36 protein-coding genes are annotated in these 20,972 nt (G+C 50.3%); 6 read left to right on the forward strand and 30 right to left on the reverse strand.

The features are described from left to right. The first annotated feature begins 301 nt into the window (after positions 1 to 301). Positions 302 to 856: a gamma carbonic anhydrase family protein gene (locus OGV77_RS06050; RefSeq protein ID WP_043018529.1), complete on the forward strand. Its 555-nt coding sequence runs from the start codon at positions 302 to 304 to the stop codon at positions 854 to 856. On the opposite strand, the gene OGV77_RS06055 is transcribed toward OGV77_RS06050, so the two are convergent. The 6 genes from OGV77_RS06055 to dprA are packed head-to-tail and all read right to left on the reverse strand — an operon-like array spanning position 832 to position 4,624. Next, positions 832 to 1,089 (reverse strand): DUF1488 family protein, encoded by a 258-nt coding sequence (locus tag OGV77_RS06055; protein WP_043018530.1) that lies wholly within the window; start codon positions 1,087 to 1,089, stop codon positions 832 to 834. The two genes, OGV77_RS06050 and OGV77_RS06055, sit on opposite strands and share 25 nt — an antisense overlap. Further along, the gene (aroE, locus tag OGV77_RS06060; RefSeq protein WP_043018531.1) at positions 1,086 to 1,907 is read right to left on the reverse strand and encodes a shikimate dehydrogenase; all 822 of its coding nucleotides are present in this window, start codon (positions 1,905 to 1,907) and stop codon (positions 1,086 to 1,088) included. Before aroE ends, OGV77_RS06055 begins: the two co-directional genes overlap by 4 nt. Position 1,908: 1 nt before the next feature. Further along, the gene (gene tsaC / locus OGV77_RS06065) at positions 1,909 to 2,481 is read right to left on the reverse strand and encodes an L-threonylcarbamoyladenylate synthase type 1 TsaC (RefSeq protein ID WP_047408256.1); all 573 of its coding nucleotides are present in this window, start codon (positions 2,479 to 2,481) and stop codon (positions 1,909 to 1,911) included. Between the two features lie 4 nt (positions 2,482 to 2,485). After that, positions 2,486 to 3,028 carry a DNA topoisomerase family protein gene (locus OGV77_RS06070; protein WP_087050981.1) on the reverse strand — a complete coding sequence of 181 codons (543 nt, stop codon included), beginning with the start codon at positions 3,026 to 3,028 and terminating at the stop codon, positions 2,486 to 2,488. Positions 3,029 to 3,054: 26 nt separating this feature from the next. Further along, positions 3,055 to 3,528 (reverse strand): DUF494 family protein Smg, encoded by a 474-nt coding sequence (gene smg / locus OGV77_RS06075; protein ID WP_003031162.1) that lies wholly within the window; start codon positions 3,526 to 3,528, stop codon positions 3,055 to 3,057. Next, a complete protein-coding gene (dprA, locus tag OGV77_RS06080; protein ID WP_047408251.1) occupies positions 3,500 to 4,624 on the reverse strand; it encodes a DNA-protecting protein DprA in 1,125 nt (374 codons plus the stop codon). The genes smg and dprA overlap by 29 nt, the downstream gene beginning before the upstream one ends. Positions 4,625 to 4,753: 129 nt before the next feature. Here dprA and def point away from each other — a divergent pair, with 129 nt between their 5' ends. The 5 genes from def to mscL all read left to right on the forward strand — a co-directional run bounded on the left by def (position 4,754) and on the right by mscL (position 9,519). Beyond that, positions 4,754 to 5,263 carry a peptide deformylase gene (def, locus tag OGV77_RS06085; RefSeq protein ID WP_003031159.1) on the forward strand — a complete coding sequence of 170 codons (510 nt, stop codon included), beginning with the start codon at positions 4,754 to 4,756 and terminating at the stop codon, positions 5,261 to 5,263. A gap of 14 nt (positions 5,264 to 5,277) precedes the next feature. Then, positions 5,278 to 6,225, forward strand: a complete 948-nt coding sequence (gene fmt / locus OGV77_RS06090) for a methionyl-tRNA formyltransferase (RefSeq protein ID WP_075145559.1) — start codon at positions 5,278 to 5,280, stop codon at positions 6,223 to 6,225. Positions 6,226 to 6,276: 51 nt separating this feature from the next. Beyond that, positions 6,277 to 7,566 carry a 16S rRNA (cytosine(967)-C(5))-methyltransferase RsmB gene (rsmB, locus tag OGV77_RS06095; protein ID WP_043018536.1) on the forward strand — a complete coding sequence of 430 codons (1,290 nt, stop codon included), beginning with the start codon at positions 6,277 to 6,279 and terminating at the stop codon, positions 7,564 to 7,566. A 21-nt stretch (positions 7,567 to 7,587) separates the two neighbouring features. After that, entirely contained in the window at positions 7,588 to 8,964 is a 1,377-nt protein-coding gene (trkA, locus tag OGV77_RS06100; protein ID WP_003031153.1) for a Trk system potassium transporter TrkA, read from the forward strand. A gap of 141 nt (positions 8,965 to 9,105) precedes the next feature. Beyond that, on the forward strand, positions 9,106 to 9,519 hold the full coding sequence (mscL, locus tag OGV77_RS06105; RefSeq protein ID WP_043018537.1) for a large-conductance mechanosensitive channel protein MscL: 414 nt from the start codon (positions 9,106 to 9,108) through the stop codon (positions 9,517 to 9,519). Here the strand turns inward: mscL and arfA are convergent. The 24 genes from arfA to rpsC all read right to left on the reverse strand — a co-directional run bounded on the left by arfA (position 9,516) and on the right by rpsC (position 20,966). Beyond that, positions 9,516 to 9,734, reverse strand: a complete 219-nt coding sequence (gene arfA / locus OGV77_RS06110) for an alternative ribosome-rescue factor ArfA (RefSeq protein ID WP_043018538.1) — start codon at positions 9,732 to 9,734, stop codon at positions 9,516 to 9,518. The genes mscL and arfA overlap by 4 nt on opposite strands. A gap of 57 nt (positions 9,735 to 9,791) precedes the next feature. Continuing rightward, entirely contained in the window at positions 9,792 to 10,217 is a 426-nt protein-coding gene (zntR, locus tag OGV77_RS06115) for a Zn(2+)-responsive transcriptional regulator (protein ID WP_043018539.1), read from the reverse strand. Between the two features lie 10 nt (positions 10,218 to 10,227). Then, on the reverse strand, positions 10,228 to 10,596 hold the full coding sequence (locus OGV77_RS06120; RefSeq protein WP_043018540.1) for a DnaJ family domain-containing protein: 369 nt from the start codon (positions 10,594 to 10,596) through the stop codon (positions 10,228 to 10,230). A gap of 107 nt (positions 10,597 to 10,703) precedes the next feature. After that, the gene (rplQ, locus tag OGV77_RS06125) at positions 10,704 to 11,087 is read right to left on the reverse strand and encodes a 50S ribosomal protein L17 (RefSeq protein ID WP_001216370.1); all 384 of its coding nucleotides are present in this window, start codon (positions 11,085 to 11,087) and stop codon (positions 10,704 to 10,706) included. A 40-nt stretch (positions 11,088 to 11,127) separates the two neighbouring features. After that, positions 11,128 to 12,117 (reverse strand): DNA-directed RNA polymerase subunit alpha, encoded by a 990-nt coding sequence (locus OGV77_RS06130; RefSeq protein WP_003031139.1) that lies wholly within the window; start codon positions 12,115 to 12,117, stop codon positions 11,128 to 11,130. A gap of 25 nt (positions 12,118 to 12,142) precedes the next feature. Further along, on the reverse strand, positions 12,143 to 12,763 hold the full coding sequence (gene rpsD / locus OGV77_RS06135; protein ID WP_003031138.1) for a 30S ribosomal protein S4: 621 nt from the start codon (positions 12,761 to 12,763) through the stop codon (positions 12,143 to 12,145). Positions 12,764 to 12,796: 33 nt separating this feature from the next. Continuing rightward, positions 12,797 to 13,186 carry a 30S ribosomal protein S11 gene (gene rpsK, locus OGV77_RS06140; protein WP_003031137.1) on the reverse strand — a complete coding sequence of 130 codons (390 nt, stop codon included), beginning with the start codon at positions 13,184 to 13,186 and terminating at the stop codon, positions 12,797 to 12,799. A 16-nt stretch (positions 13,187 to 13,202) separates the two neighbouring features. After that, entirely contained in the window at positions 13,203 to 13,559 is a 357-nt protein-coding gene (gene rpsM / locus OGV77_RS06145) for a 30S ribosomal protein S13 (protein ID WP_003031135.1), read from the reverse strand. Between the two features lie 146 nt (positions 13,560 to 13,705). Further along, positions 13,706 to 13,822, reverse strand: a complete 117-nt coding sequence (gene rpmJ, locus OGV77_RS06150; protein ID WP_000868187.1) for a 50S ribosomal protein L36 — start codon at positions 13,820 to 13,822, stop codon at positions 13,706 to 13,708. 30 nt (positions 13,823 to 13,852) lie between these two features. Beyond that, positions 13,853 to 15,184, reverse strand: a complete 1,332-nt coding sequence (secY, locus tag OGV77_RS06155) for a preprotein translocase subunit SecY (protein WP_001118864.1) — start codon at positions 15,182 to 15,184, stop codon at positions 13,853 to 13,855. Between the two features lie 7 nt (positions 15,185 to 15,191). Beyond that, on the reverse strand, positions 15,192 to 15,626 hold the full coding sequence (gene rplO / locus OGV77_RS06160) for a 50S ribosomal protein L15 (RefSeq protein ID WP_003031132.1): 435 nt from the start codon (positions 15,624 to 15,626) through the stop codon (positions 15,192 to 15,194). A 3-nt stretch (positions 15,627 to 15,629) separates the two neighbouring features. Continuing rightward, entirely contained in the window at positions 15,630 to 15,809 is a 180-nt protein-coding gene (gene rpmD, locus OGV77_RS06165) for a 50S ribosomal protein L30 (RefSeq protein WP_001140434.1), read from the reverse strand. 3 nt (positions 15,810 to 15,812) lie between these two features. Beyond that, complete coding sequence (rpsE, locus tag OGV77_RS06170) at positions 15,813 to 16,316, reverse strand: 30S ribosomal protein S5 (RefSeq protein ID WP_003031131.1); 504 nt, start codon at positions 16,314 to 16,316, stop codon at positions 15,813 to 15,815. 14 nt (positions 16,317 to 16,330) lie between these two features. Beyond that, positions 16,331 to 16,684, reverse strand: coding sequence for a 50S ribosomal protein L18 (rplR, locus tag OGV77_RS06175; RefSeq protein ID WP_000358960.1), 354 nt, complete (start codon positions 16,682 to 16,684; stop codon positions 16,331 to 16,333). 9 nt (positions 16,685 to 16,693) lie between these two features. Further along, positions 16,694 to 17,227, reverse strand: coding sequence for a 50S ribosomal protein L6 (gene rplF / locus OGV77_RS06180; RefSeq protein ID WP_003031129.1), 534 nt, complete (start codon positions 17,225 to 17,227; stop codon positions 16,694 to 16,696). 12 nt (positions 17,228 to 17,239) lie between these two features. Further along, positions 17,240 to 17,632, reverse strand: coding sequence for a 30S ribosomal protein S8 (rpsH, locus tag OGV77_RS06185; protein WP_003031127.1), 393 nt, complete (start codon positions 17,630 to 17,632; stop codon positions 17,240 to 17,242). A gap of 30 nt (positions 17,633 to 17,662) precedes the next feature. Then, entirely contained in the window at positions 17,663 to 17,968 is a 306-nt protein-coding gene (gene rpsN / locus OGV77_RS06190; RefSeq protein WP_003031125.1) for a 30S ribosomal protein S14, read from the reverse strand. Positions 17,969 to 17,982: 14 nt separating this feature from the next. After that, on the reverse strand, positions 17,983 to 18,522 hold the full coding sequence (gene rplE, locus OGV77_RS06195; protein WP_003031123.1) for a 50S ribosomal protein L5: 540 nt from the start codon (positions 18,520 to 18,522) through the stop codon (positions 17,983 to 17,985). A gap of 14 nt (positions 18,523 to 18,536) precedes the next feature. After that, a complete protein-coding gene (rplX, locus tag OGV77_RS06200) occupies positions 18,537 to 18,851 on the reverse strand; it encodes a 50S ribosomal protein L24 (protein WP_003031122.1) in 315 nt (104 codons plus the stop codon). Positions 18,852 to 18,861: 10 nt separating this feature from the next. Beyond that, positions 18,862 to 19,233, reverse strand: coding sequence for a 50S ribosomal protein L14 (gene rplN, locus OGV77_RS06205; RefSeq protein WP_000613954.1), 372 nt, complete (start codon positions 19,231 to 19,233; stop codon positions 18,862 to 18,864). Positions 19,234 to 19,396: 163 nt separating this feature from the next. After that, a complete protein-coding gene (gene rpsQ / locus OGV77_RS06210) occupies positions 19,397 to 19,651 on the reverse strand; it encodes a 30S ribosomal protein S17 (protein ID WP_003031120.1) in 255 nt (84 codons plus the stop codon). Then, entirely contained in the window at positions 19,651 to 19,842 is a 192-nt protein-coding gene (gene rpmC, locus OGV77_RS06215) for a 50S ribosomal protein L29 (protein WP_000644742.1), read from the reverse strand. The genes rpsQ and rpmC overlap by 1 nt, the downstream gene beginning before the upstream one ends. Beyond that, on the reverse strand, positions 19,842 to 20,252 hold the full coding sequence (rplP, locus tag OGV77_RS06220; protein ID WP_000941208.1) for a 50S ribosomal protein L16: 411 nt from the start codon (positions 20,250 to 20,252) through the stop codon (positions 19,842 to 19,844). Before rplP ends, rpmC begins: the two co-directional genes overlap by 1 nt. A gap of 12 nt (positions 20,253 to 20,264) precedes the next feature. Then, positions 20,265 to 20,966, reverse strand: a complete 702-nt coding sequence (rpsC, locus tag OGV77_RS06225; protein ID WP_000529945.1) for a 30S ribosomal protein S3 — start codon at positions 20,964 to 20,966, stop codon at positions 20,265 to 20,267. Positions 20,967 to 20,972 lie beyond the last annotated feature (6 nt).

Here is a 20,972-nt window from a genome sequence, read left to right on the forward strand (position 1 = left end):
GAGGTGGCGTATATTACGCTTTCCTCTTTCAGAGTCAACCCTCATTTTCAGGTTTTTCTCTTCAACCGAACCGGCTGTTTGCGTGAAGTGATTCACATCTGCCGTGTCGATGGAGGCGCATTATAGGGATCCCATTTTTTAGCACAAGTGTTTTTTGGATCTTTTTTGCTGAATGCTTGTTTTTCACCCCTTTCGCTACATTCCTGCGCAATTTGGCTGATTTTTGATAGCTAAATCACTTGCACAGTCTCAATAATCCAACCAAAGTCTTCATTACCGCTCTATTTTCGTTGAGGTAAACATGTCTGATGTATTACGTCCTTATAAGGATCTTTTCCCACAGATCGGAAAACGCGTGATGATCGACCCCAGCAGCGTCGTCATTGGTGATACTCGTTTGGCTGATGATGTTGGGATTTGGCCATTGGTTGCGATTCGTGGCGACGTGAATTATGTACAAATCGGCGCCCGTACGAACATTCAGGATGGCAGCGTTTTACATGTCACGCATCAATCCACATCGAATCCGCAGGGTAATCCATTGATCGTGGGTGAGGATGTGACGGTCGGTCATAAAGTCATGCTACACGGTTGCATCATTGGCAACCGCGTATTGGTCGGTATGGGATCGATTGTATTGGACGGCGTAGTGGTAGAAGACGACGTTATGATTGGGGCTGGAAGTCTGGTTCCGCAAAACAAACGCCTGGAGAGTGGATATCTGTACCTGGGAAGCCCGGTAAAACAAATCCGCCCATTAAGCGATGAAGAGAAAGCAGGCTTAAAATACTCAGCTAACAACTATGTTAAATGGAAAGATGAGTATTTAAGTCAGAGTAACCAAACCCAACCCTGAGAATCTTCCTGCTGATCCTGGATCAATGCTTCGGCCTCTTCCTCCAGGTCCCAGCGATACTGTTGAAAAGTTTCCAGCCACTGTTCAGGCGTGCTGCCACCAAAGCGGGACGCCAACCTTTCTCCTGAAATAGCACATGTTAGCTGCATACCATGAACCATCGCCGGAAAAACCACGGCGCTGACATCCGTGCGCCATTCTTCTCGATCGGGAAACTGGATCGCCTGATTCATGCCGACAATTCCTGTTGCATGCTTTTAATGACGGGTTCAATCTGCGGCAAAACCCCATGCCAGAGTAAAACGGCGTGCGCGGCCTGACCCACCAGCATCCCCAGGCCATCGGCATACTGTTTCGCCCCATGCTCAGCACACCAGGAAAGGAACGGTGTATTCCCCTGCTGATAAAACATGTCATAACAATAGACAGAGGAGTGGATAAGTGATGTCGGAATAGCGGGTACCTCACCGCTAATTCCGCTAGACGTCGCGTTAATGATCAAATCAAAACTGTAATTATCAAGCTCGTCCATACCCACTGCCTGCACGCTGCCGGTATGAGAGAAGAGTTGAGCCAGTTCTTCAGCGCGCGAAGCTGTACGGTTAACGATAGTCACCGCGCAATCCATAGAAAGAAGAGGTAATAAAACCCCACGGGATGCGCCACCAGCCCCGATCAGTAGAACTCGCGCTCCAGGACGAATGAAAGATAAACGTTCAAGATCGCTTAATAAGCCAATGCCATCCGTGTTGTCTCCCAATAAACGCCCATCCTCTAATCGTTTAAGGGTATTAACCGCTCCAGCAAGCGATGCCCGCTCCGTTAGTTCATCGGCACGTGCAAACGCCTCTTCTTTAAAAGGTACGGTGACATTTGCCCCCTTCCCGCCCTCAGCAAAAAAAGCGTTCAGCGTATTCACAAAATCATTGATGGGTGCCAGTACACGTCCATAGGAATGATCAATCTTCAACTGCTCTGCAAATTGCTGATGAATAAAGGGCGATTTACTGTGCGCTATCGGATTACCAAAAACAGCATAGGCTTCTTTCATATTACCCCTGTCGAAACTGTTCACCCGTCAGAGCATCACGGATCTCCGAAGGATTCAAACGCCCTCCGGTCTCCCCTTCAACTACGGGAAAGTCTGTACCAAACTGCGCGCGGACTTCCTCTACCGTTCTGCAAGGCGGTAAGCCACTCAAATTAGCACTGGTGGAGACTAACGGTTTGCCATAAGCCTGGCACAATGCAACCACCAGCGGGTGATCGGTGACACGCACGGCCAACGAATCAAAACGACCGGTCAACCAACGGGGCGTTGTCACAGGCGCCGGGAATACGAAGGTGACAGGACCTGGCCAGCGGGCGAACACCGCCTCACGTTGGGCATCAGTAAGCGTGCTATCGTCAATGTAAGGCTTAAGCTGGTCAAAGTTTGCCGCAATCAAAATTAAGCCTTTATCGACCGGGCGTTGTTTTAGCTCCAACAGACGGGTAACAGCCGTTTCGCTGTCGGGATCGCAGCCGACGCCAAATACAGCTTCTGTTGGATAGGCGATGACTTTTTCTTGTTTCAGAACCGCTATCGCCGCAGCGATAGGGCCTGTGGGCAGGTTATTATTCACTTTTTTATTCCGCCGGGATCGGCTTTCCACATTGTTTACTGGCACAGAAATGTTTCACACCCTGCGCGGTTTTCTTTTCTATGAGTAGCGGATAATGACACTCAGAACACTCTCCGGCTAACGGTTTGAAGTTAATGACAAACTGGCACTCCGGATAGCGATCGCAGGAGTAAAAGGTTTTGCCATAACGGGAACGCCGCTGGACAAGGTGGCCAGTCTGGCATTGAGGACAGACAATTGCTGTTTCATCAGGCTTGTCGATAAGTTCCGTGTGTTCACACGTCGGATAATCACTGCATCCAATGAACATACCGAATCTTCCCTGTCTCAGAACCAGTTCAGCGCCACATGCAGGGCAAAATTTACCCTCCAGAACTTTGACAATATGTCCGTCCGCTGAAGATTTTAGCGGACGGATGTAATCGCATTCTGGATAGTGTGAACAACCGAGAAACGGACCGTGTTTCCCGGAACGAATAACCAGTTCAGCCCCGCATTGTGGGCAGGGCTCGTTTTTACGCACCGTGAACAGTGCTGATTTAGCCATAACAACTCATACTGAATGAAGATTGATTAATGCAGCATACCTTCATTCACTTCAAAGAGTAATTCTTCCATTTGCTGATAGGCATTTTCACAACCTGGAATGTTGAATAGCACCATCAGGATCACCCACTTCAGGTCTTCCAGATCGAACTCTGCCGTATCCAGCGCGAGTACACGCTCAATAACCATTTCTCGCGTTTCGAGGTTTAGCACCTGAATCTGCTCCAGGAATAGCAGGAACCCTCTACAGCTTGCATCCAGTCGATCGCACTCTTCTGCAGTATAAATACGTATAGAAAGAGGGTCAGATGCCAGCTGCATAGGTTCAGCAAGACCATCCTGATAATCAGCTAGCTTTTCCAGCCAAAGTAACGCGTTGTAAATGTCTTCACGATCAAAACCAGCGTCGGTAAGATCCCGTTCCAGTTTGTCCTGATCCACACGCAGCTCAGCTTCGTTATGGATATATGTCTCAAACAAATACATTAGTACGTCGAACATGGCATGCCCTCCTCAATCGGACATAGCCGCCGGGTACAGCTGCGATCCATCCTGCTAACTCCAGTTCGAGCAGTTGAGCCACTACCTCTGGCACAGGTTGGCCGGCACGTTCAGCGACGACGTCAACAGGTGTTACCTCATCTCCTACGTTAGCCAGGAGCTCCGGAAATGGCAATGCCACCTCTTCGTGATCTGGCGAATAAATTGATTTTTCAGGTTCATCTGGCAGCCAATGCAGCCCATATTGCAAATTTTCCAGAATTTCCTCTGGTGCGGTCACAAGCATGGCTCCCTGCTGAATAAGCCAATGTGGGCCTTCGCTTCCCGGACTCCCTATCGCTCCAGGCAAAGCAAAAACCTCCCGTCCTTGTTCCAGCGCGCAGCGCGCAGTGACCAGTGACCCGCTACGCTGGGCAGCTTCAACAACCAGGACACCTTTACTTAGACCACTAATAATGCGATTTCGTCGGGGAAAATTGCGCGGTAAAGGTAGCGTATCTAATGGGAACTCAGACACCAGTGCGCCTCCAGCATCAATCAGCCGTTCAGCCAGACGGACATGCTGTCGTGGGTGAATGGTCTCAAGCCCGTTACCCAGCACTGCTATACTCGTGCCCTGACGGTTTATCGCAGCATTGTGCGCCACGCCATCAATCCCCCGGGCCAGACCGCTGGTGATCGTCACGCCGCATGCTGCAAGCTTTTCACAAAACAACCGTCCCCAGCGTTCGCCATACCAGGAGTGCTGTCTGCTGCCGACAACGGCCACCTGGAACGAGCGGAGGCATGCGGGGTTTCCTGCGACAAAAAGCACCCCAGGATAATCCTCAATCGCACGGAGCAATGGCGGGTAATGATCGCTGTCGGCAACCACAAAATGGTGGTTTGGCTGCTCAAGCCAGCGCAGCGTTTTTTCCAGCGTCTGCTGTGAAAAAGTTAAAAACCGTCGGGCCTGACGGGGAGAGAATCCTGCCTGCAGGAGTACCGCATTGTTAATGCACGGTTGAGTATTAAGCCTGTGGGCAATGCGCACCATCTCATCACCATACAGTTCATTCACTTGCGCTAAACGTAGCCAAATTTCGATTTGGGTCATCCCTGTTCCCCTGCCACAAGCAGTCCTGGCAATCTTTGCGATTGGTCACTGATGCTGTCAATCAGAGGGGGTTTTGTCTAGAATAGAGGTAATAATCTTTTCAACTCCTGAACACAACTCTGGATAACTATGTCAGTTTTGCAAGTGTTACATATTCCGGACGAGCGCCTTCGCAAAGTCGCAAAACCGGTCGAAGAAGTGAATGCAGAAATTCAGCGTATCGTTGATGATATGTTCGAAACGATGTACGCCGAAGAAGGTATCGGTCTGGCAGCAACACAGGTCGATATTCATCAGCGCATCATTGTTATTGATGTCTCTGAAAATCGCGACGAGCAGTTGGTACTTATTAACCCAGAGCTGCTGGAGAAAGACGGCGAAACCGGCATTGAAGAAGGCTGCCTGTCAATTCCTGAACAGCGTGCGTTAGTACCACGCGCAGAGAAAGTAAAAATTCGTGCGCTCGATCGCAACGGCAAATCTTTTGAACTGGAAGCCGATGGCCTGCTGGCTATCTGCATTCAACATGAAATGGATCACCTGGTCGGTAAACTGTTTATCGATTATCTGTCTCCGTTGAAGCAACAACGCATTCGTCAGAAAGTTGAAAAACTCGACCGCCTGAACGCCCGAGCTTAAGGACAAGAATCAACGTGTCAGACTCACTACGTATTATTTTTGCGGGTACACCTGACTTTGCAGCGCGTCATCTCGACGCGCTGTTGTCTTCTGGACATAACGTCGTTGGCGTGTTTACCCAACCGGACCGCCCAGCGGGACGCGGTAAAAAGCTAATGCCCAGCCCGGTAAAAGTACTGGCAGAAGAAAAAGGGATACCGGTTTTCCAACCCGTCTCTCTTCGCCCTCAGGAAAACCAGCAGTTGGTTGCTGATTTACGCGCAGACGTGATGGTAGTGGTGGCATATGGCCTGATTCTACCAAAAGCCGTACTGGAAATGCCGCGTCTGGGTTGTATTAACGTTCACGGTTCACTGCTGCCACGCTGGCGTGGCGCGGCACCGATCCAGCGCTCACTGTGGGCTGGCGATGCCGAAACCGGTGTGACTATCATGCAGATGGATGTTGGCCTCGACACCGGTGATATGCTGCTTAAGCTGTCCTGCCCGATTACGGCAGAGGATACCAGCGGCTCGCTATACGACAAGCTGGCAGATTTGGGGCCTCAGGGGCTGATTGAAACGCTAAAACAGCTGGCTGCCGGCACGATAAAACCAGTGGTACAAGATGAATCACTGGTTACGCATGCAGAAAAACTCAGCAAAGAAGAGGCCCGCATCGACTGGTCGCTTTCGGCTGCTCAGTTGGAACGTTGCGTCCGCGCCTTTAACCCATGGCCCATGAGCTGGCTTGAAATCGACGGTCAGCCAGTGAAAGTCTGGCAAGCTTCGGTTATTACAGCAAACACCCAGGCCGCGCCAGGCACTATTCTTGAGGCGACAAAGCAGGGTATTCAGGTCGCAACAGGCGACGGCATCCTGAATCTCGTCTCTTTGCAGCCTGCCGGTAAAAAAGCCATGAGCGCGCAGGATCTGCTTAATTCGCGACGGGAATGGTTTATACCCGGTAACCGTCTGATCTGACGGTTCATCTCTTTAAGCCCGGTATCTCCGGGCATTTTTATTTTTGCGCTTATGAAAAAACATCTTAATTTACGCAGTATGGCGGCCCAGGCCGTCGAACAGGTTGTCGAAAAAGGGCAATCATTAAGCAATGTGCTGCCTGCCATGCAGCAAAAAGTTGCCGATAAAGACAAAGCGCTGTTGCAGGAGCTTTGCTTCGGCGTATTGCGCACACTCTCCCAACTGGAGTGGATGATCCAGCAGTTGATGGAACGTCCAATGACGGGCAAACAGCGCACCGTTCACTATCTGATCATGGTGGGCTTCTACCAGCTGCTGCATACCCGTATTCCACCGCACGCTGCGCTGGCTGAGACCGTAGAAGGCGCAGTTGTCATAAAGCGTCCGCAGCTCAAAGGGCTGATCAACGGCGTGTTGCGCCAGTTTCAACGCCGTCAGGATGAACTGTTGGCCGAGTTCGCACAAAGCGATCTGCGTTTCTTACACCCTTCCTGGCTGGTAAAACGTATTAAGAGCGCGTATCCGCAGCAGTGGGAAGCCATTCTTGAAGCCAATAACCAGCGACCGCCAATGTGGCTTCGTGTCAATCGTATTCACCATACGCGCGATGCCTGGCTGGACCTGCTTACCGAAGCGGGATTAACCGGTTTCCCGCATCCGGACTACCCGGATGCAGTACGTCTGGAAACGCCGGCCCCTGTACACGCTCTCCCTGGTTTTAGTGAAGGCTGGGTAACCGTCCAGGACGCTTCCGCTCAAGGATGTGTAACTTATCTGTTGCCAGAGAACGGTGAACAGATCCTCGACCTGTGCTGCGCGCCGGGCGGGAAAACCACTCACATTCTGGAAGTTGCTCCGCAAGCTAACGTCATGGCCGTCGATGTCGATGAAAAACGCCTGTCACGCGTTTACGACAATCTGAAACGCCTGGGCATGAAGGCAACCGTAAAACAGGGTGATGGCCGCTATCCACAGCAGTGGTGCGGTGAACAACAGTTTGACCGTATTTTGCTGGACGCTCCATGTTCTGCCACCGGGGTGATACGTCGCCATCCGGATATCAAATGGCTGCGCCGGGACCGGGATATTGCCGAACTTGCCCAATTACAGGCTGAAATCCTGAATGCAACCTGGTCACACCTTAAACCTGGCGGCACGCTGGTTTATGCAACGTGCTCTATCCTGCCAGAAGAAAATCAGCAGCAAATTGCCGCCTTCCTGGCACGCACGCCGGATGCGGTATTAAGCGAAACCGGTATACCGGAAAAACCCGGGCGTCAGAATTTACCGGGTGCGGAAGATGGCGATGGCTTCTTTTACGCTAAGCTAATCAAAAAGTGATGAGATAACGGGTCGCGACTGATGAAAATTATCATTCTGGGCGCAGGTCAAGTTGGCGGTACGCTGGCTGAAAACCTGGTCGGAGAGAACAACGATATCACGGTAGTCGATACCAATGGTGAGCGCCTGCGTAGCTTGCAGGACAAGTTTGATCTCCGCGTCGTGCAAGGGCATGGTTCGCATCCCCGCGTTTTGCGTGAAGCTGGGGCCGACGATGCCGATATGCTGGTTGCCGTAACCAGCTCAGATGAAACAAATATGGTTGCCTGCCAGGTAGCTTATTCACTGTTTAATACGCCTAATCGCATCGCCCGAATTCGTTCACCGGATTACGTTCGTGATGCCGACAAGCTGTTTCAATCCGATGCGGTACCTATCGATCACCTGATTGCGCCTGAGCAACTGGTTATCGATAGCATTTATCGGCTGATTGAATATCCGGGTGCATTGCAGGTAGTAAATTTTGCCGAGGGTAAAGTCAGCCTTGCTGTGGTGAAAGCCTATTACGGTGGGCCGCTGATTGGTAACGCACTGTCGACAATGCGTGAGCATATGCCGCACATTGACACCCGCGTGGCAGCGATTTTCCGTCATGACCGACCGATCCGCCCGCAAGGTTCTACCATTGTTGAAGCGGGTGATGAAGTCTTCTTTATCGCAGCATCGCAGCATATTCGCGCCGTAATGAGCGAATTACAGCGTCTGGAAAAACCGTACAAACGCATTATGTTAGTGGGTGGCGGTAATATCGGCGCTGGTCTGGCACGTCGTCTGGAAAAAGATTACAGCGTCAAACTGATCGAACGTAATCAACAACGCGCATCGGAGCTTGCGGAGAAACTGCAAAATACGATCGTCTTTTTTGGTGATGCCTCGGATCAAGAGCTGCTGGCAGAAGAACATATCGATCAGGTTGATCTGTTCATCGCGGTGACCAACGATGATGAAGCGAATATCATGTCGGCGATGCTTGCCAAACGGATGGGCGCCAAGAAAGTAATGGTGTTGATCCAACGCAGAGCATACGTCGATCTGGTGCAGGGCAGTGTGATCGATATTGCGATATCACCGCAGCAGGCGACCATCTCCGCGCTGCTCAGTCACGTGCGTAAAGCTGATATTGTCGGTGTGTCTTCACTACGCCGCGGCGTCGCGGAAGCCATTGAAGCCGTCGCACACGGTGATGAAACGACGTCGCGGGTTGTGGGGCGTTCAATTGATGAAATTAAACTTCCACCAGGAACCATCATTGGCGCCGTTGTGCGTGGTAACGATGTGATGATTGCCAATGATAACCTGCGCATTGAGCAGGGCGATCACGTAATTATGTTCCTGACAGATAAAAAGTTTATTACCGACGTCGAGCGATTATTCCAGCCAAGTCCTTTCTTCCTGTAATAATTTGGGCGCTAATACAGCGCCCTTTTTATTTCCCTTTATTTTTCATGGTCTAATAAATTTTCCTTTCGGCAATACATAAATGGAAATTGCCTAAACATTTGTTAAACTTATAAACGTCAGCTGCATAGGGAGAATAAAATGAGCATTATTAAAGAGTTTCGCGAATTCGCGATGCGCGGGAATGTTGTCGATTTGGCAGTGGGTGTCATCATTGGTGCGGCATTCGGTAAGATTGTTTCATCACTGGTTGCCGATATCATTATGCCGCCGCTGGGGCTGTTAATTGGTGGAATTGATTTTAAACAGTTTGCTGTAACGTTACGTGATGCGCAGGGAGATATCCCGGCTGTCGTCATGCATTACGGTGTATTTATTCAGAACGTCTTCGATTTCATTATCGTTGCGTTTGCTATCTTTATGGCAATCAAACTGATCAACAAACTGAACCGTAAAAAAGCGGAAGAGCCGGCAGCACCGCCAGCTCCATCGAAAGAAGAAGTATTGCTGAGTGAAATTCGTGACCTGTTGAAAGAACAGAATAACCGCTCTTAAGCACTCAGTGAAGCAAGAAGGCCAGTGGTAAAAAAGTGAATGACTTTCTTGCCACTGGCCTCCCAGTTACCCCGATTGCCATGTTTACCTTTACGTAGATAACTTCCTTTCCCTTTCTTATTTTTCTCGACGCGCTGTCTGAAAAGTGGATCGTGCAAAAGCGCCTCAATAGCGTTGTCCTTTATCTGCCCTTTGGTGTGCTGATAACGACTCATAATATCTCCAGTTTGTAGTAATTTACGCCGCGAGTGTAGACCTGACCGTTCAATAAATCAACAGCCTGATGCTGAGCCGCTGGCGCCCTGCTCAAGTGCTTCAAGGATAGAGCAGTACACGCTGCTGTGTGCTTTTCCACAACACGCGTCATTCAATCTCTGCAGCGACCGTTGCATCGCCTGAAGCTCCGCTATTCGTGCTTCGACCTCCTGCAATCTTTCCTGGACGATCCCTTTTGATTCCTGGCAGGTATGATGTTCGGGATCAATGCGGATCGACAGCAGCTCGCGGATCGATTCCAGAGTAAACCCAAGCTGACGGGCATAACGAATAAACTTCAGACGCTGAAGATCGCTTTCCGTATAGAGGCGAAACCCGCCTTCTGTACGTATTTCATGTTCCATCATCTGCTGCTTTTCATAGTAACGGATAGTATCAGGCGTTACGTCAGCCAGTTTCGCTAATTCACCAATACGGTACATGCTCTCTCCGCTAATCGTCGTTGATCTTCTGTAGCAGCTTATCTGCATATTCGCCGCGTAAAAACTCGGTACTGAGTCCAGCCTGCCGAAGTTTGAGTTCCAGTAGTGACAGTCTTCGACTCAGCTCCGGATAACTGGGATCATCTTTGCGGATCCCTGCGAGTATTTCAAGCAACTGTATTGCCTCTCTGCGCTGCTCAAGCTCAGGAGGAAGACATCCAGCATTCTTTAATAGACGGAATCCGGCACGAAGTTCAGGCGGGACATGAGAATCATCGTCAAGGATCAGCGGCTCACCTGTACCAGGTAAACCATCAAATTCACCTTTAGACTGTGCTTCAATAATATGGCGCTCTGCCCACTGGTCCAGTAACCACATACAACACTCCAGGGGATGAACAAAAAGAGTACAGATATTGTAGGTAATTGGGGATATGACGGATATAAAAAAACCCGCCGAGGCGGGTTTTTTTACGTTACTACAGATTACTCTGCAGCAGCTTCTGTTTTCTCTGAACGATCAACCAGCTCGATGTATGCCATCGGCGCGTTGTCGCCTGCACGGAAACCACACTTCAGAATGCGAGTGTAACCACCGGCGCGGCTCGCGAAACGCGGGCCCAGTTCGTTAAACAGTTTTGCCACGATCTCGTTATCACGAGTACGGGCGAATGCCAGACGACGATTAGCTACGCTATCAGTCTTGGCAAGAGTAATCAGCGGCTCAACTACGCGACGCAGCTCTTTCGCTTTCGGCAGAGTCGTCTTGATGATTTCATGACGAACCAGTGAACCTGCCATATTGCGGAACATAGCCTGGCGATGGCTGCTGTTGCGGTTCAGTTGACGACCACTCTTACGATGGCGCATGACCTTATCCTTCTCAGTAAAACCTTAACCTGTGATCCGGTTACTCGTCAGCGATGCTTGCCGGTGGCCAGTTTTCCAGGCGCATACCCAGAGACAGTCCACGGGAAGCCAGCACGTCTTTAATCTCGGTAAGAGATTTTTTACCAAGGTTAGGCGTCTTAAGAAGCTCAACCTCAGTACGCTGTACCAGATCACCGATATAGTGGATAGCTTCTGCTTTGAGGCAGTTAGCAGAGCGGACAGTCAATTCCAGATCGTCAACAGGGCGCAGCAGGATCGGATCGAATTCTGGTTTCTCTTCTTTAACTTCCGGCTGACGTACATCACGTAAGTCAACGAAAGCTTCAAGTTGTTCAGCCAGAATGGTTGCCGCACGACGAATCGCCTCTTCAGGATCGATTGTGCCGTTGGTTTCCATTTCGATGACCAGCTTGTCCAGGTCGGTACGCTGTTCTACACGCGCTGCTTCAACATTGTAGGCAATACGCTCTACAGGGCTGTAGCATGCGTCGACCAGCAGACGGCCGATTGGGCGCTCATCTTCTTCCGAATGAATTCGGGTAGAAGCCGGCACATAACCACGACCGCGCTGAACTTTGATACGCATGCTAATAGATGCGTTCTCATCGGTCAGGTGGCAGATCACGTGCTGTGGCTTGACGATTTCGACATCACCATCATGGGTAATGTCGGCTGCAGTCACAGGGCCAATGCCAGATTTATTCAAGGTAAGAATAACATCATCTTTACCCTGAACTCTCACCGCCAGCCCTTTCAGGTTGAGCAGGATTTCCAGGATATCTTCCTGAACGCCTTCTTTGGTGCTGTACTCATGTAGTACACCATCAATCTCAACCTCGGTCACCGCGCAACCCGGCATCGATGAGAGCAGAATACGGCGCAGTGCGTTACCCAAAGTATGGCCAAAGCCACGCTCTAAAGGCTCAAGGGTCACCTTGGCGTGCGTCGAACTCACTTGCTCGATATCTACCAGGCGCGGTTTTAGAAACTCTGTCACAGAACCCTGCATTGTGTCCTCTCTTTGGTACTAAGCTTTACTTGGAGTAAAGCTCGACGATCAGGTGTTCGTTAATGTCCGCAGACAGATCAGAACGCTCCGGCTTACGCTTGAACGTACCTTCCATCTTGCCAGCATCAACTTCCAGCCAGGTTGGCTTTTCACGCTGCTCAGCCAGCTCCAGAGCGGCTTTCACGCGAGACTGCTTCTTCGCTTTCTCACGAATGCTAACAACGTCATTCGGACTAACCTGATAAGAAGCGATGTTAACAACACGACCGTTTACCATAATTGCTTTATGGCTGACCAGCTGACGTGCTTCTGCACGAGTGGCACCGAAGCCCATACGGTATACAACGTTGTCCAGACGACCTTCCAGCAGACCCAACAGGTTTTCACCGGTGTTGCCTTTCAGACGTGCTGCTTCTTTGTAGTAGTTACGGAACTGACGCTCCAGCACACCGTAGATACGGCGAACTTTTTGCTTTTCACGCAACTGCACACCATAGTCAGACAGACGCGGTTTACGCGCACCGTGCTGGCCAGGAGCTTGTTCAATTTTACACTTGGTATCGATCGCGCGAACGCCAGACTTAAGGAATAAGTCAGTGCCCTCACGACGGCTCAGCTTGAGCTTAGGACCCAAATATCTTGCCATTTTCTTTCTCCAACAATCCTAGAAACGACAGCGTTATACGCGACGTTTTTTCGGCGGACGACAACCGTTATGAGGGATCGGAGTCACATCAGTAATATTAGTGATGCGGAAACCAGCGGCGTTCAGAGCACGAACAGTAGATTCGCGACCTGGACCCGGTCCTTTGACCATAACTTCCAGATTCTTGATACCGTATTCTTTTACGGCTTCAGCGCAACGCTCTGCTGCAACCTGAGCTGCAAACGGAGTGGATTTGCGAGAACCACGGAAACCGGAACCACCGGCTGTTGCCCAACCCAGTGCGTTACCCTGACGATCAGTAATGGTAACGATGGTGTTGTTAAAAGAAGCATGGATATGAGCCACGCCGTCAGAGACTTGTTTTCTTACACGTTTACGTGCACGAATTGGTGCCTTTGCCATTATTCAATCACCCCGATTATTTCTTGATCGGTTTGCGCGGACCCTTACGGGTACGTGCGTTGGTCTTGGTACGCTGACCGCGAACCGGGAGACCACGACGATGACGCAAACCGCGATAGCAACCAAGGTCCATAAGGCGCTTGATGCTCATGCTAACTTCACGGCGCAGATCACCTTCAACGACAAATTTGGCAACTTCGTCACGCAGCGTGTCGATTTGTTCTTCAGACAGCTCACTGATCTTAACATCTTCAGCGATACCCGCGGCAGCCAGAATGGCTTTAGAACGGGTCTTGCCGACGCCGTAGATCGAAGTTAATGCGATCACAGCATGTTTCTGATCAGGAATGTTAATGCCTGCTATACGGGCCACTATGCACTCCTACTATTTAATATGTACGCACCATGCTGAAAAGCCCGTTTTCAGGATACTCAAATGGAAACGCACAGACATACAAAAGATTGGCTGGCTAATCTAGCCAGCTCAACCCAACTTTGCAAGAAAAATATGCGAATAAATCAGCCTTGGCGCTGTTTATGCTTCGGCTCGGCACTGCAAATCACACGGATGACACCATCACGCTTAACGATTTTGCAGTTACGGCATAATTTCTTGACGGAAGCACGAACTTTCATTTTTACTCTCCGTAACTTCTCGGGCGACTGTTAACGGCCGTAGCCTTTCAGATTCGCCTTCTTCAATGCAGACTCGTACTGACTTGACATCATCAGAGTTTGCACTTGAGCCATAAAGTCCATAATCACGACAACAACGATAAGCAGTGAGGTCCCACCGAAGTAGAACGGTACTTTCATTGCATCACGCATGAACTCCGGGATCAGGCAGATAAAGGTAATGTAGAGCGCACCAACCAAAGTCAGGCGGGTCATTACTTTATCGATATACTTCGCCGTTTGCTCTCCCGGACGAATTCCTGGTACAAATGCACCGGACTTCTTCAGGTTATCTGCTGTTTCACGCGGGTTGAAAACCAACGCCGTGTAGAAGAAACAGAAGAATATGATTGCAGACGCATAGAGTAACACATAAAGCGGTTGCCCAGGCTGCAAATACAGCGAAATTGTTGTCAGCCAGTTCCAACCAGTCCCGCCCCCGAACCATGACGCGATGGTTGCCGGGAACAGAATAATACTGGAAGCGAAGATTGCCGGGATTACCCCCGCCATATTCACTTTCAGCGGTAAATGTGTGCTCTGTGCAGCATAGACACGACGACCTTGCTGACGTTTCGCGTAGTTTACCACAATGCGGCGTTGACCACGCTCAACAAATACAACAAAGAACGTCACTGCGAATACTAATACTGCAACCAACAGCAACACGAGGAAGTGCAGGTCGCCTTGACGCGCTTGCTCGATAGTATGGGCAATGGCTGGCGGGAGTCCCGCGACAATACCGGCGAAGATAATGATTGAGATACCGTTGCCGATACCACGTTCAGTAATCTGTTCGCCCAACCACATCAGGAACATTGTCCCTGTAACCAGACTTACAACAGCGGTGAAATAGAATGCAAAGCCTGGGTTCATCACCAGGCCCTGCATACCAGGCATATTCGGCAGACCGGTAGCAATACCGATCGACTGGAATATTGCCAGCACCAGAGTACCGTAGCGGGTGTACTGGCTGATCTTACGACGACCAGACTCCCCTTCTTTCTTAATTTCTGCCAGCGTTGGATGAACCACCGTCAGCAGCTGGATAATGATCGACGCCGAAATATACGGCATGATCCCCAGAGCAAAGATAGAAGCACGGCTGAGAGCACCACCAGAGAACATGTTAAACATTTCAATGATGGTGCCTCGCTGTTGCTCAAGCAGTTTGGCAAGTACAGCGGCATCAATACCAGGGATCGGAATGAAAGAGCCAATACGGAACACAATCAGCGCGCCGATTACAAACAGCAGTCTGCGTTTCAGCTCGCCTAAGCCACCTTTGGCACTTTGAAAATCTAATCCCGGTTGTTTAGCCATCTGCTACTTATTCCTCGATTTTACCGCCAGCAGCTTCGATAGCAGCACGAGCGCCTTTAGTAACACGCAGGCCACGAACAGTTACCGGAGTAGTGACTTCACCAGCCAGGATCACTTTCGCGAACTCGATCTGGATACCGATAATGTTAGCTGCTTTCAGCGTGTTCAGGTCTACAACACCGCCTTCAACTTTAGCCAGGTCAGACAGACGAACTTCGGCTGTAATCGCTGCTTTACGTGAAGTGAAGCCGAATTTCGGCAGACGACGGTACAGAGGCATCTGACCACCCTCGAAACCGCGACGTACGCCACCGCCAGAACGAGACTTCTGACCTTTGTGACCACGACCACCGGTTTTACCGAGGCCAGAACCGATACCACGACCCAGGCGGCGAGCCGCTTTTTTAGAGCCTTCGGCCGGAGACAGAGTATTTAAACGCATCTCTTACTCCTCAACTTTAACCATGAAGGAAACCGCGTTGACCATACCACGAACAGCAGGAGTATCCTCGCGCTCTACGGTGTGACCAATACGACGCAGACCCAGGCCAAGCAGCGTTGCCTTGTGTTTCGGCAGACGACCGATTGCACTGCGGGTTTGAGTAATTTTAATAGTCTTTGCCATGGTTTATTTCCCCAGAATTTCTTCAACGGATTTACCACGCTTGGCAGCGACCATTTCCGGAGATTTCATATTTTCCAGACCATCGATAGTTGCACGAACCACGTTAATCGGGTTGGTGGAACCATACGCTTTAGCCAGAACGTTACGAACTCCAGCGACTTCCAGAACGGCGCGCATTGCACCACCGGCGATGATACCGGTACCTTCGGAAGCCGGCTGCATGAATACACGAGAACCCGTGTGAGTACCCTTAACCGGGTGCTGCAGGGTGCCGTGGTTCAGCGCGACGTTAATCATATTGCGACGGGCTTTTTCCATCGCTTTCTGGATCGCTGCTGGAACTTCACGCGCTTTACCGTAACCAAAACCAACGCGACCGTTACCATCACCAACTACAGTCAGAGCTGTGAAGGAGAAAATACGACCACCTTTTACGGTTTTAGATACGCGGTTAACCGCGATCAGCTTTTCCTGCAGTTCGCCAGCTTGTTTTTCGATGTGAGCCATCTTACACCTCTACCTTAGAACTGAAGGCCAGCTTCACGGGCAGCATCTGCCAGTGCCTGGACACGACCATGATATTGGAACCCGGAACGGTCAAAAGAAACATCTTTGATGCCTTTTTCCAGAGCGCGTTCAGCAACAGCTTTACCTACAGCTGCAGCAGCGTCTTTGTTACCGGTGTACTTCAATTGTTCAGCGATAGCTTTTTCTACAGTAGAAGCAGCTACCAGAACTTCAGAACCGTTCGGTGCAATTACCTGTGCGTAAATATGACGCGGGGTACGATGTACCACCAGGCGAGTTGCACCCAGCTCCTGGAGCTTGCGGCGTGCGCGGGTCGCACGACGGATACGAGCAGATTTCTTATCCATAGTGTTACCTTACTTCTTCTTAGCCTCTTTGGTACGCACGACTTCGTCGGCGTAACGAACACCCTTGCCTTTATAAGGCTCAGGACGACGGTAGGCGCGCAGATCTGCTGCAACCTGACCGATCAGCTGTTTATCAGCGCCTTTCAGCACGATTTCAGTCTGAGACGGACATTCTGCAGTGATACCCGCAGGCAGCTGATGGTCAACTGGGTGAGAGAAACCTAAAGCCAGGTTTACTACATTCCCTTTAACCGCTGCACGATAACCTACACCAACCAGCTGTAGCTTCTTAGTGAAGCCTTCGGTAACACCGACAACCATTGCATTCAGCAGGGCACGCGCGGTACCAGCCTGAGCCCATCCATCTGCGTAACCATCACGCGGACCGAAGGTCAGTGCATTATCTGCATGATTTACTGCAACAGCATCGTTGAGAGTACGAGTCAGCTCGCCGTTTTTACCTTTGATCGTAATAACCTGACCGTTGATTTTTACATCAACGCCGGCAGGAATAACGACCGGTGCTTTAGCAACACGAGACATTTTTTCCTCCGATTAGGCTACGTAGCAGATAATTTCGCCACCAAGACCAGCCTGGCGCGCTGCACGATCAGTCATAACACCTTTAGAGGTAGAAACAACTGCGATACCCATGCCAGCCATAACTTTCGGCAGCTCGTCTTTACGCTTATAAATGCGCAGACCTGGGCGACTGACACGCTGAATGCTTTCTACAACAGCTTTACCCTGGAAATACTTAAGAGTAAGTTCCAGTTCCGGCTTGGTGTCGCCTTCAACTTTAAAATCTTCAATAAAACCTTCTTCCTTCAGCACGTTGGCAATTGCCACTTTCAGCTTGGAGGAAGGCATGGTGACCGCAGCTTTATTCGCGGCCTGACCGTTACGGATACGGGTCAGCATATCCGCGATCGGATCTTGCATGCTCATCTGTCTTTACTCCCGTGATTCAATTGGTAATTACCAGCTAGCCTTTTTCAAGCCTGGTACTTCACCGCGCATGGCGGCTTCACGCAGTTTGATACGGCTCAACCCGAACTTGCCCACATAGCCATGCGGACGACCTGTTTGACGGCAGCGGTTACGCTGACGGGACGGGCTGGAATCACGCGGCAGAGACTGCAGCTTGAGAACTGCGTTCCAACGATCTTCGTCGGTCGCGTTCACATCAGAGATAATAGCTTTCAGTTCAGCGCGTTTTGCGAAGTACTTATCAGCTAAAGCTACGCGCTTTACTTCGCGTGCTTTCATTGATTGCTTAGCCATTCAGTAACCCTACCTTACTTGCGGAACGGGAAGTCAAAGGCAGCCAGCAGAGCACGGCCTTCTTCGTCAGATTTCGCAGTAGTGGTAATGGTAATATCCAAACCACGCACGCGGTCGACTTTATCGTAGTCGATTTCTGGGAAGATGATCTGCTCACGGACACCCATGCTGTAGTTACCACGACCGTCGAAAGACTTAGCGGACAAGCCACGGAAGTCACGGATACGTGGAACAGCAATAGTGATCAGGCGCTCAAAGAACTCCCACATGCGTTCGCCACGCAGAGTTACTTTACAGCCGATCGGATAGCCCTGACGGATTTTGAAGCCTGCAACTGATTTGCGTGCTTTGGTGATCAGCGGTTTTTGACCGGAGATTGCTGTCAGGTCAGCTGCTGCGTTATCCAGCAGTTTCTTGTCAGCGATCGCTTCACCAACACCCATGTTCAGGGTGATCTTCTCGACCCGAGGGACTTGCATGACAGAATTGTAGTTAAACTCAGTCATGAGTTTAGCGACTACTTCGTCTTTGTAGTAATCATGCAGTTTCGCCATCGTACTACTCCAAATTACTTGATAGTTTCGCTGTTAGATTTAAAGAAACGGACTTTTTTGCCGTCTTCGAATCTAAAGCCTACACGGTCAGCCTTGCCGGTTGCCGCGTTGAAGATAGCAAGGTTAGAGATCTGAATAGCTGCTTCTTTCTCTACAATGCCGCCTGGTTGGTTCAGGGCCGGAACCGGCTTCTGATGTTTCTTAACCAGGTTGATACCTTCAACAATGACCTTGCCGGAAGACAGGACATTCTTAACTTTACCGCGTTTACCTTTATCTTTACCGGTTAACACGATAACTTCGTCATCACGACGGATCTTCGCTGCCATGATTCGCTCCTTAGAGTACTTCTGGTGCCAGAGAGATAATTTTCATGAACTTCTCGTTACGAAGTTCACGAGTTACCGGCCCAAAAATACGCGTACCGATAGGTTGCTCGCTGTTATTGTTTAAAATAACGCATGCATTACCATCGAAGCGAATGACAGAACCGTCCGGGCGACGAACACCCTTCTTGGTGCGCACCACTACCGCCTTCAGCACATCACCTTTTTTGACCTTACCACGCGGAATTGCTTCCTTGATGGTGATCTTGATGATATCGCCGACGCCTGCGTAGCGACGGTGCGAGCCACCCAGAACCTTGATACACATTACGCGACGTGCACCGGAGTTGTCGGCGACGTTCAGCATAGTCTGTTCTTGGATCATTTTAGTGCTCCGCTAATGTCAACTACTACTGAGACCCGAAAATCAGGTCGTTAAAAAAGCCCCATATCGGGGGCGCGGCATTATAACACCGCTTCAACGATATGGGTAGAAAAAATAAACGGCTCATCGCTGAGCCGTTTATTCGTTGAGAATGCCTACTGTATTACAGAACGGCTTTCTCTACAACGCGAACCAGCGTCCAGGACTTAGTCTTGGACAGCGGACGGCATTCGCGGATTTCAACCACGTCACCAGTACCGCATTCGTTGTTCTCGTCATGTACGTGCAGTTTGGTCGTACGCTTAATGAATTTACCGTAGATCGGGTGTTTCACAAAACGTTCGATAGCAACAACGATGGATTTCTCCATTTTATCGCTAACAACGCGACCTTGCAGAGTACGGATTTTATCGGTCATTACGCACCCGCCTTCTCAGTCAGTAAAGTCTTAACGCGTGCGACGTCACGACGCACTTGCTTCAACAGGTGAGACTGTTGCAGCTGGCCACTTGCAGCCTGCATACGCAGGTTGAACTGCTCACGCAGCAGATTCAGCAGCTCGGTGTTCAGCTCTTCAACACTCTTCTCACGCAGCTCTTTTGCTTTCATTACATCACCGTCTTAGTTACAAAGGTGGTTTTAATCGGCAGTTTCGCTGCTGCCAGCTTGAATGCTTCACGGGCCAGCTCTTCCGGTACGCCGTCCATTTCATACAGGACTTTACCCGGCTGAATCAAGGCAACCCAATACTCCACGTTACCTTTACCTTTACCCATACGCACTGCCAGCGGCTTTTCAGTGATCGGTTTGTCCGGGAATACACGGATCCAGATCTTACCTTGACGCTTAACTGCACGGGTCATAGCACGACGTGCTGCTTCGATCTGACGGGCAGTCAGACGACCACGGCCAACAGCTTTCAGACCGAAGCTGCCGAAGCTAACATCCGCGCCAGCAGCCAGACCGCGGTTACGGCCTTTGTGCATTTTACGGAATTTTGTACGCTTTGGTTGTAACATCAGCGACGCTCCTTATTTACGGCCTTTACGCTGCTGCTTTTTAGGTTGCGCAGCCGGTTTTTCCGGTTGTTCAACAGCAGCCATACCACCCAGGATCTCGCCTTTGAAGATCCACACTTTAACGCCGATTACACCGTAAGTGGTGTGCGCTTCAGAGGTGTTGTAGTCGATGTCAGCACGCAGAGTGTGCAGAGGTACGCGACCTTCGCGGTACCATTCGGTACGTGCGATTTCCGCGCCGCCCAGACGGCCGCTAACTTCAACTTTGATACCTTTAGCGCCCAGACGCATTGCGTTCTGTACAGCACGCTTCATAGCACGACGGAACATAACGCGACGTTCCAGCTGAGAAGTGATGCTGTCAGCAACCAATTTTGCGTCCAGTTCAGGCTTACGCACTTCGGCGATATTGATCTGAGCAGGAACGCCAGCAATATCCGCTACGACTTTGCGCAGTTTTTCTACGTCTTCGCCTTTCTTACCGATAACGATACCCGGGCGAGCGGTGTGAATGGTCACACGGATGCTCTTAGCCGGACGCTCGATAACGATACGAGATACAGACGCTTTAGCCAGTTCCTTAGTCAGGTACTGACGTACTTTAAAATCGCTGTCCAGGTTGTCAGCGAATTCTTTGGTGTTCGCAAACCAGGTTGAGTTCCATGGTTTTACAATACCCAGGCGAATACCATTAGGATGTACTTTCTGACCCATTGCTAG

The organism is Citrobacter sp. Ce129 (assembly GCF_030334545.1).
GTDB lineage: Bacteria > Pseudomonadota > Gammaproteobacteria > Enterobacterales > Enterobacteriaceae > Citrobacter > Citrobacter europaeus.

Excerpts from the sequence above, each read along its gene's own strand:
- OGV77_RS06050 (WP_043018529.1), top strand. The coding sequence starts at position 302 with ATGTCTGATGTATTACGTCCTTATAAGGATCTTTTCCCACAGATCGGA.
- OGV77_RS06055 (WP_043018530.1), bottom strand. The coding sequence starts at position 1,089 with ATGAATCAGGCGATCCAGTTTCCCGATCGAGAAGAATGGCGCACGGAT.
- aroE (WP_043018531.1), bottom strand. The coding sequence starts at position 1,907 with ATGAAAGAAGCCTATGCTGTTTTTGGTAATCCGATAGCGCACAGTAAA.
- OGV77_RS06070 (WP_087050981.1), bottom strand. The coding sequence starts at position 3,028 with ATGGCTAAATCAGCACTGTTCACGGTGCGTAAAAACGAGCCCTGCCCA.
- smg (WP_003031162.1), bottom strand. The coding sequence starts at position 3,528 with ATGTTCGACGTACTAATGTATTTGTTTGAGACATATATCCATAACGAA.
- dprA (WP_047408251.1), bottom strand. The coding sequence starts at position 4,624 with ATGACCCAAATCGAAATTTGGCTACGTTTAGCGCAAGTGAATGAACTG.
- def (WP_003031159.1), top strand. The coding sequence starts at position 4,754 with ATGTCAGTTTTGCAAGTGTTACATATTCCGGACGAGCGCCTTCGCAAA.
- rsmB (WP_043018536.1), top strand. The coding sequence starts at position 6,277 with ATGAAAAAACATCTTAATTTACGCAGTATGGCGGCCCAGGCCGTCGAA.
- trkA (WP_003031153.1), top strand. The coding sequence starts at position 7,588 with ATGAAAATTATCATTCTGGGCGCAGGTCAAGTTGGCGGTACGCTGGCT.
- mscL (WP_043018537.1), top strand. The coding sequence starts at position 9,106 with ATGAGCATTATTAAAGAGTTTCGCGAATTCGCGATGCGCGGGAATGTT.
- arfA (WP_043018538.1), bottom strand. The coding sequence starts at position 9,734 with ATGAGTCGTTATCAGCACACCAAAGGGCAGATAAAGGACAACGCTATT.
- zntR (WP_043018539.1), bottom strand. The coding sequence starts at position 10,217 with ATGTACCGTATTGGTGAATTAGCGAAACTGGCTGACGTAACGCCTGAT.
- OGV77_RS06120 (WP_043018540.1), bottom strand. The coding sequence starts at position 10,596 with ATGTGGTTACTGGACCAGTGGGCAGAGCGCCATATTATTGAAGCACAG.
- rplQ (WP_001216370.1), bottom strand. The coding sequence starts at position 11,087 with ATGCGCCATCGTAAGAGTGGTCGTCAACTGAACCGCAACAGCAGCCAT.
- OGV77_RS06130 (WP_003031139.1), bottom strand. The coding sequence starts at position 12,117 with ATGCAGGGTTCTGTGACAGAGTTTCTAAAACCGCGCCTGGTAGATATC.
- rpsD (WP_003031138.1), bottom strand. The coding sequence starts at position 12,763 with ATGGCAAGATATTTGGGTCCTAAGCTCAAGCTGAGCCGTCGTGAGGGC.
- rpsK (WP_003031137.1), bottom strand. The coding sequence starts at position 13,186 with ATGGCAAAGGCACCAATTCGTGCACGTAAACGTGTAAGAAAACAAGTC.
- rpmJ (WP_000868187.1), bottom strand. The coding sequence starts at position 13,822 with ATGAAAGTTCGTGCTTCCGTCAAGAAATTATGCCGTAACTGCAAAATC.
- secY (WP_001118864.1), bottom strand. The coding sequence starts at position 15,184 with ATGGCTAAACAACCGGGATTAGATTTTCAAAGTGCCAAAGGTGGCTTA.
- rplO (WP_003031132.1), bottom strand. The coding sequence starts at position 15,626 with ATGCGTTTAAATACTCTGTCTCCGGCCGAAGGCTCTAAAAAAGCGGCT.
- rpmD (WP_001140434.1), bottom strand. The coding sequence starts at position 15,809 with ATGGCAAAGACTATTAAAATTACTCAAACCCGCAGTGCAATCGGTCGT.
- rpsE (WP_003031131.1), bottom strand. The coding sequence starts at position 16,316 with ATGGCTCACATCGAAAAACAAGCTGGCGAACTGCAGGAAAAGCTGATC.
- rplR (WP_000358960.1), bottom strand. The coding sequence starts at position 16,684 with ATGGATAAGAAATCTGCTCGTATCCGTCGTGCGACCCGCGCACGCCGC.
- rplF (WP_003031129.1), bottom strand. The coding sequence starts at position 17,227 with ATGTCTCGTGTTGCTAAAGCACCGGTCGTTATTCCTGCCGGCGTTGAT.
- rpsH (WP_003031127.1), bottom strand. The coding sequence starts at position 17,632 with ATGAGCATGCAAGATCCGATCGCGGATATGCTGACCCGTATCCGTAAC.
- rpsN (WP_003031125.1), bottom strand. The coding sequence starts at position 17,968 with ATGGCTAAGCAATCAATGAAAGCACGCGAAGTAAAGCGCGTAGCTTTA.
- rplE (WP_003031123.1), bottom strand. The coding sequence starts at position 18,522 with ATGGCGAAACTGCATGATTACTACAAAGACGAAGTAGTCGCTAAACTC.
- rplX (WP_003031122.1), bottom strand. The coding sequence starts at position 18,851 with ATGGCAGCGAAGATCCGTCGTGATGACGAAGTTATCGTGTTAACCGGT.
- rplN (WP_000613954.1), bottom strand. The coding sequence starts at position 19,233 with ATGATCCAAGAACAGACTATGCTGAACGTCGCCGACAACTCCGGTGCA.
- rpsQ (WP_003031120.1), bottom strand. The coding sequence starts at position 19,651 with ATGACCGATAAAATCCGTACTCTGCAAGGTCGCGTTGTTAGCGATAAA.
- rpmC (WP_000644742.1), bottom strand. The coding sequence starts at position 19,842 with ATGAAAGCAAAAGAGCTGCGTGAGAAGAGTGTTGAAGAGCTGAACACC.
- rplP (WP_000941208.1), bottom strand. The coding sequence starts at position 20,252 with ATGTTACAACCAAAGCGTACAAAATTCCGTAAAATGCACAAAGGCCGT.
- rpsC (WP_000529945.1), bottom strand. The coding sequence starts at position 20,966 with ATGGGTCAGAAAGTACATCCTAATGGTATTCGCCTGGGTATTGTAAAA.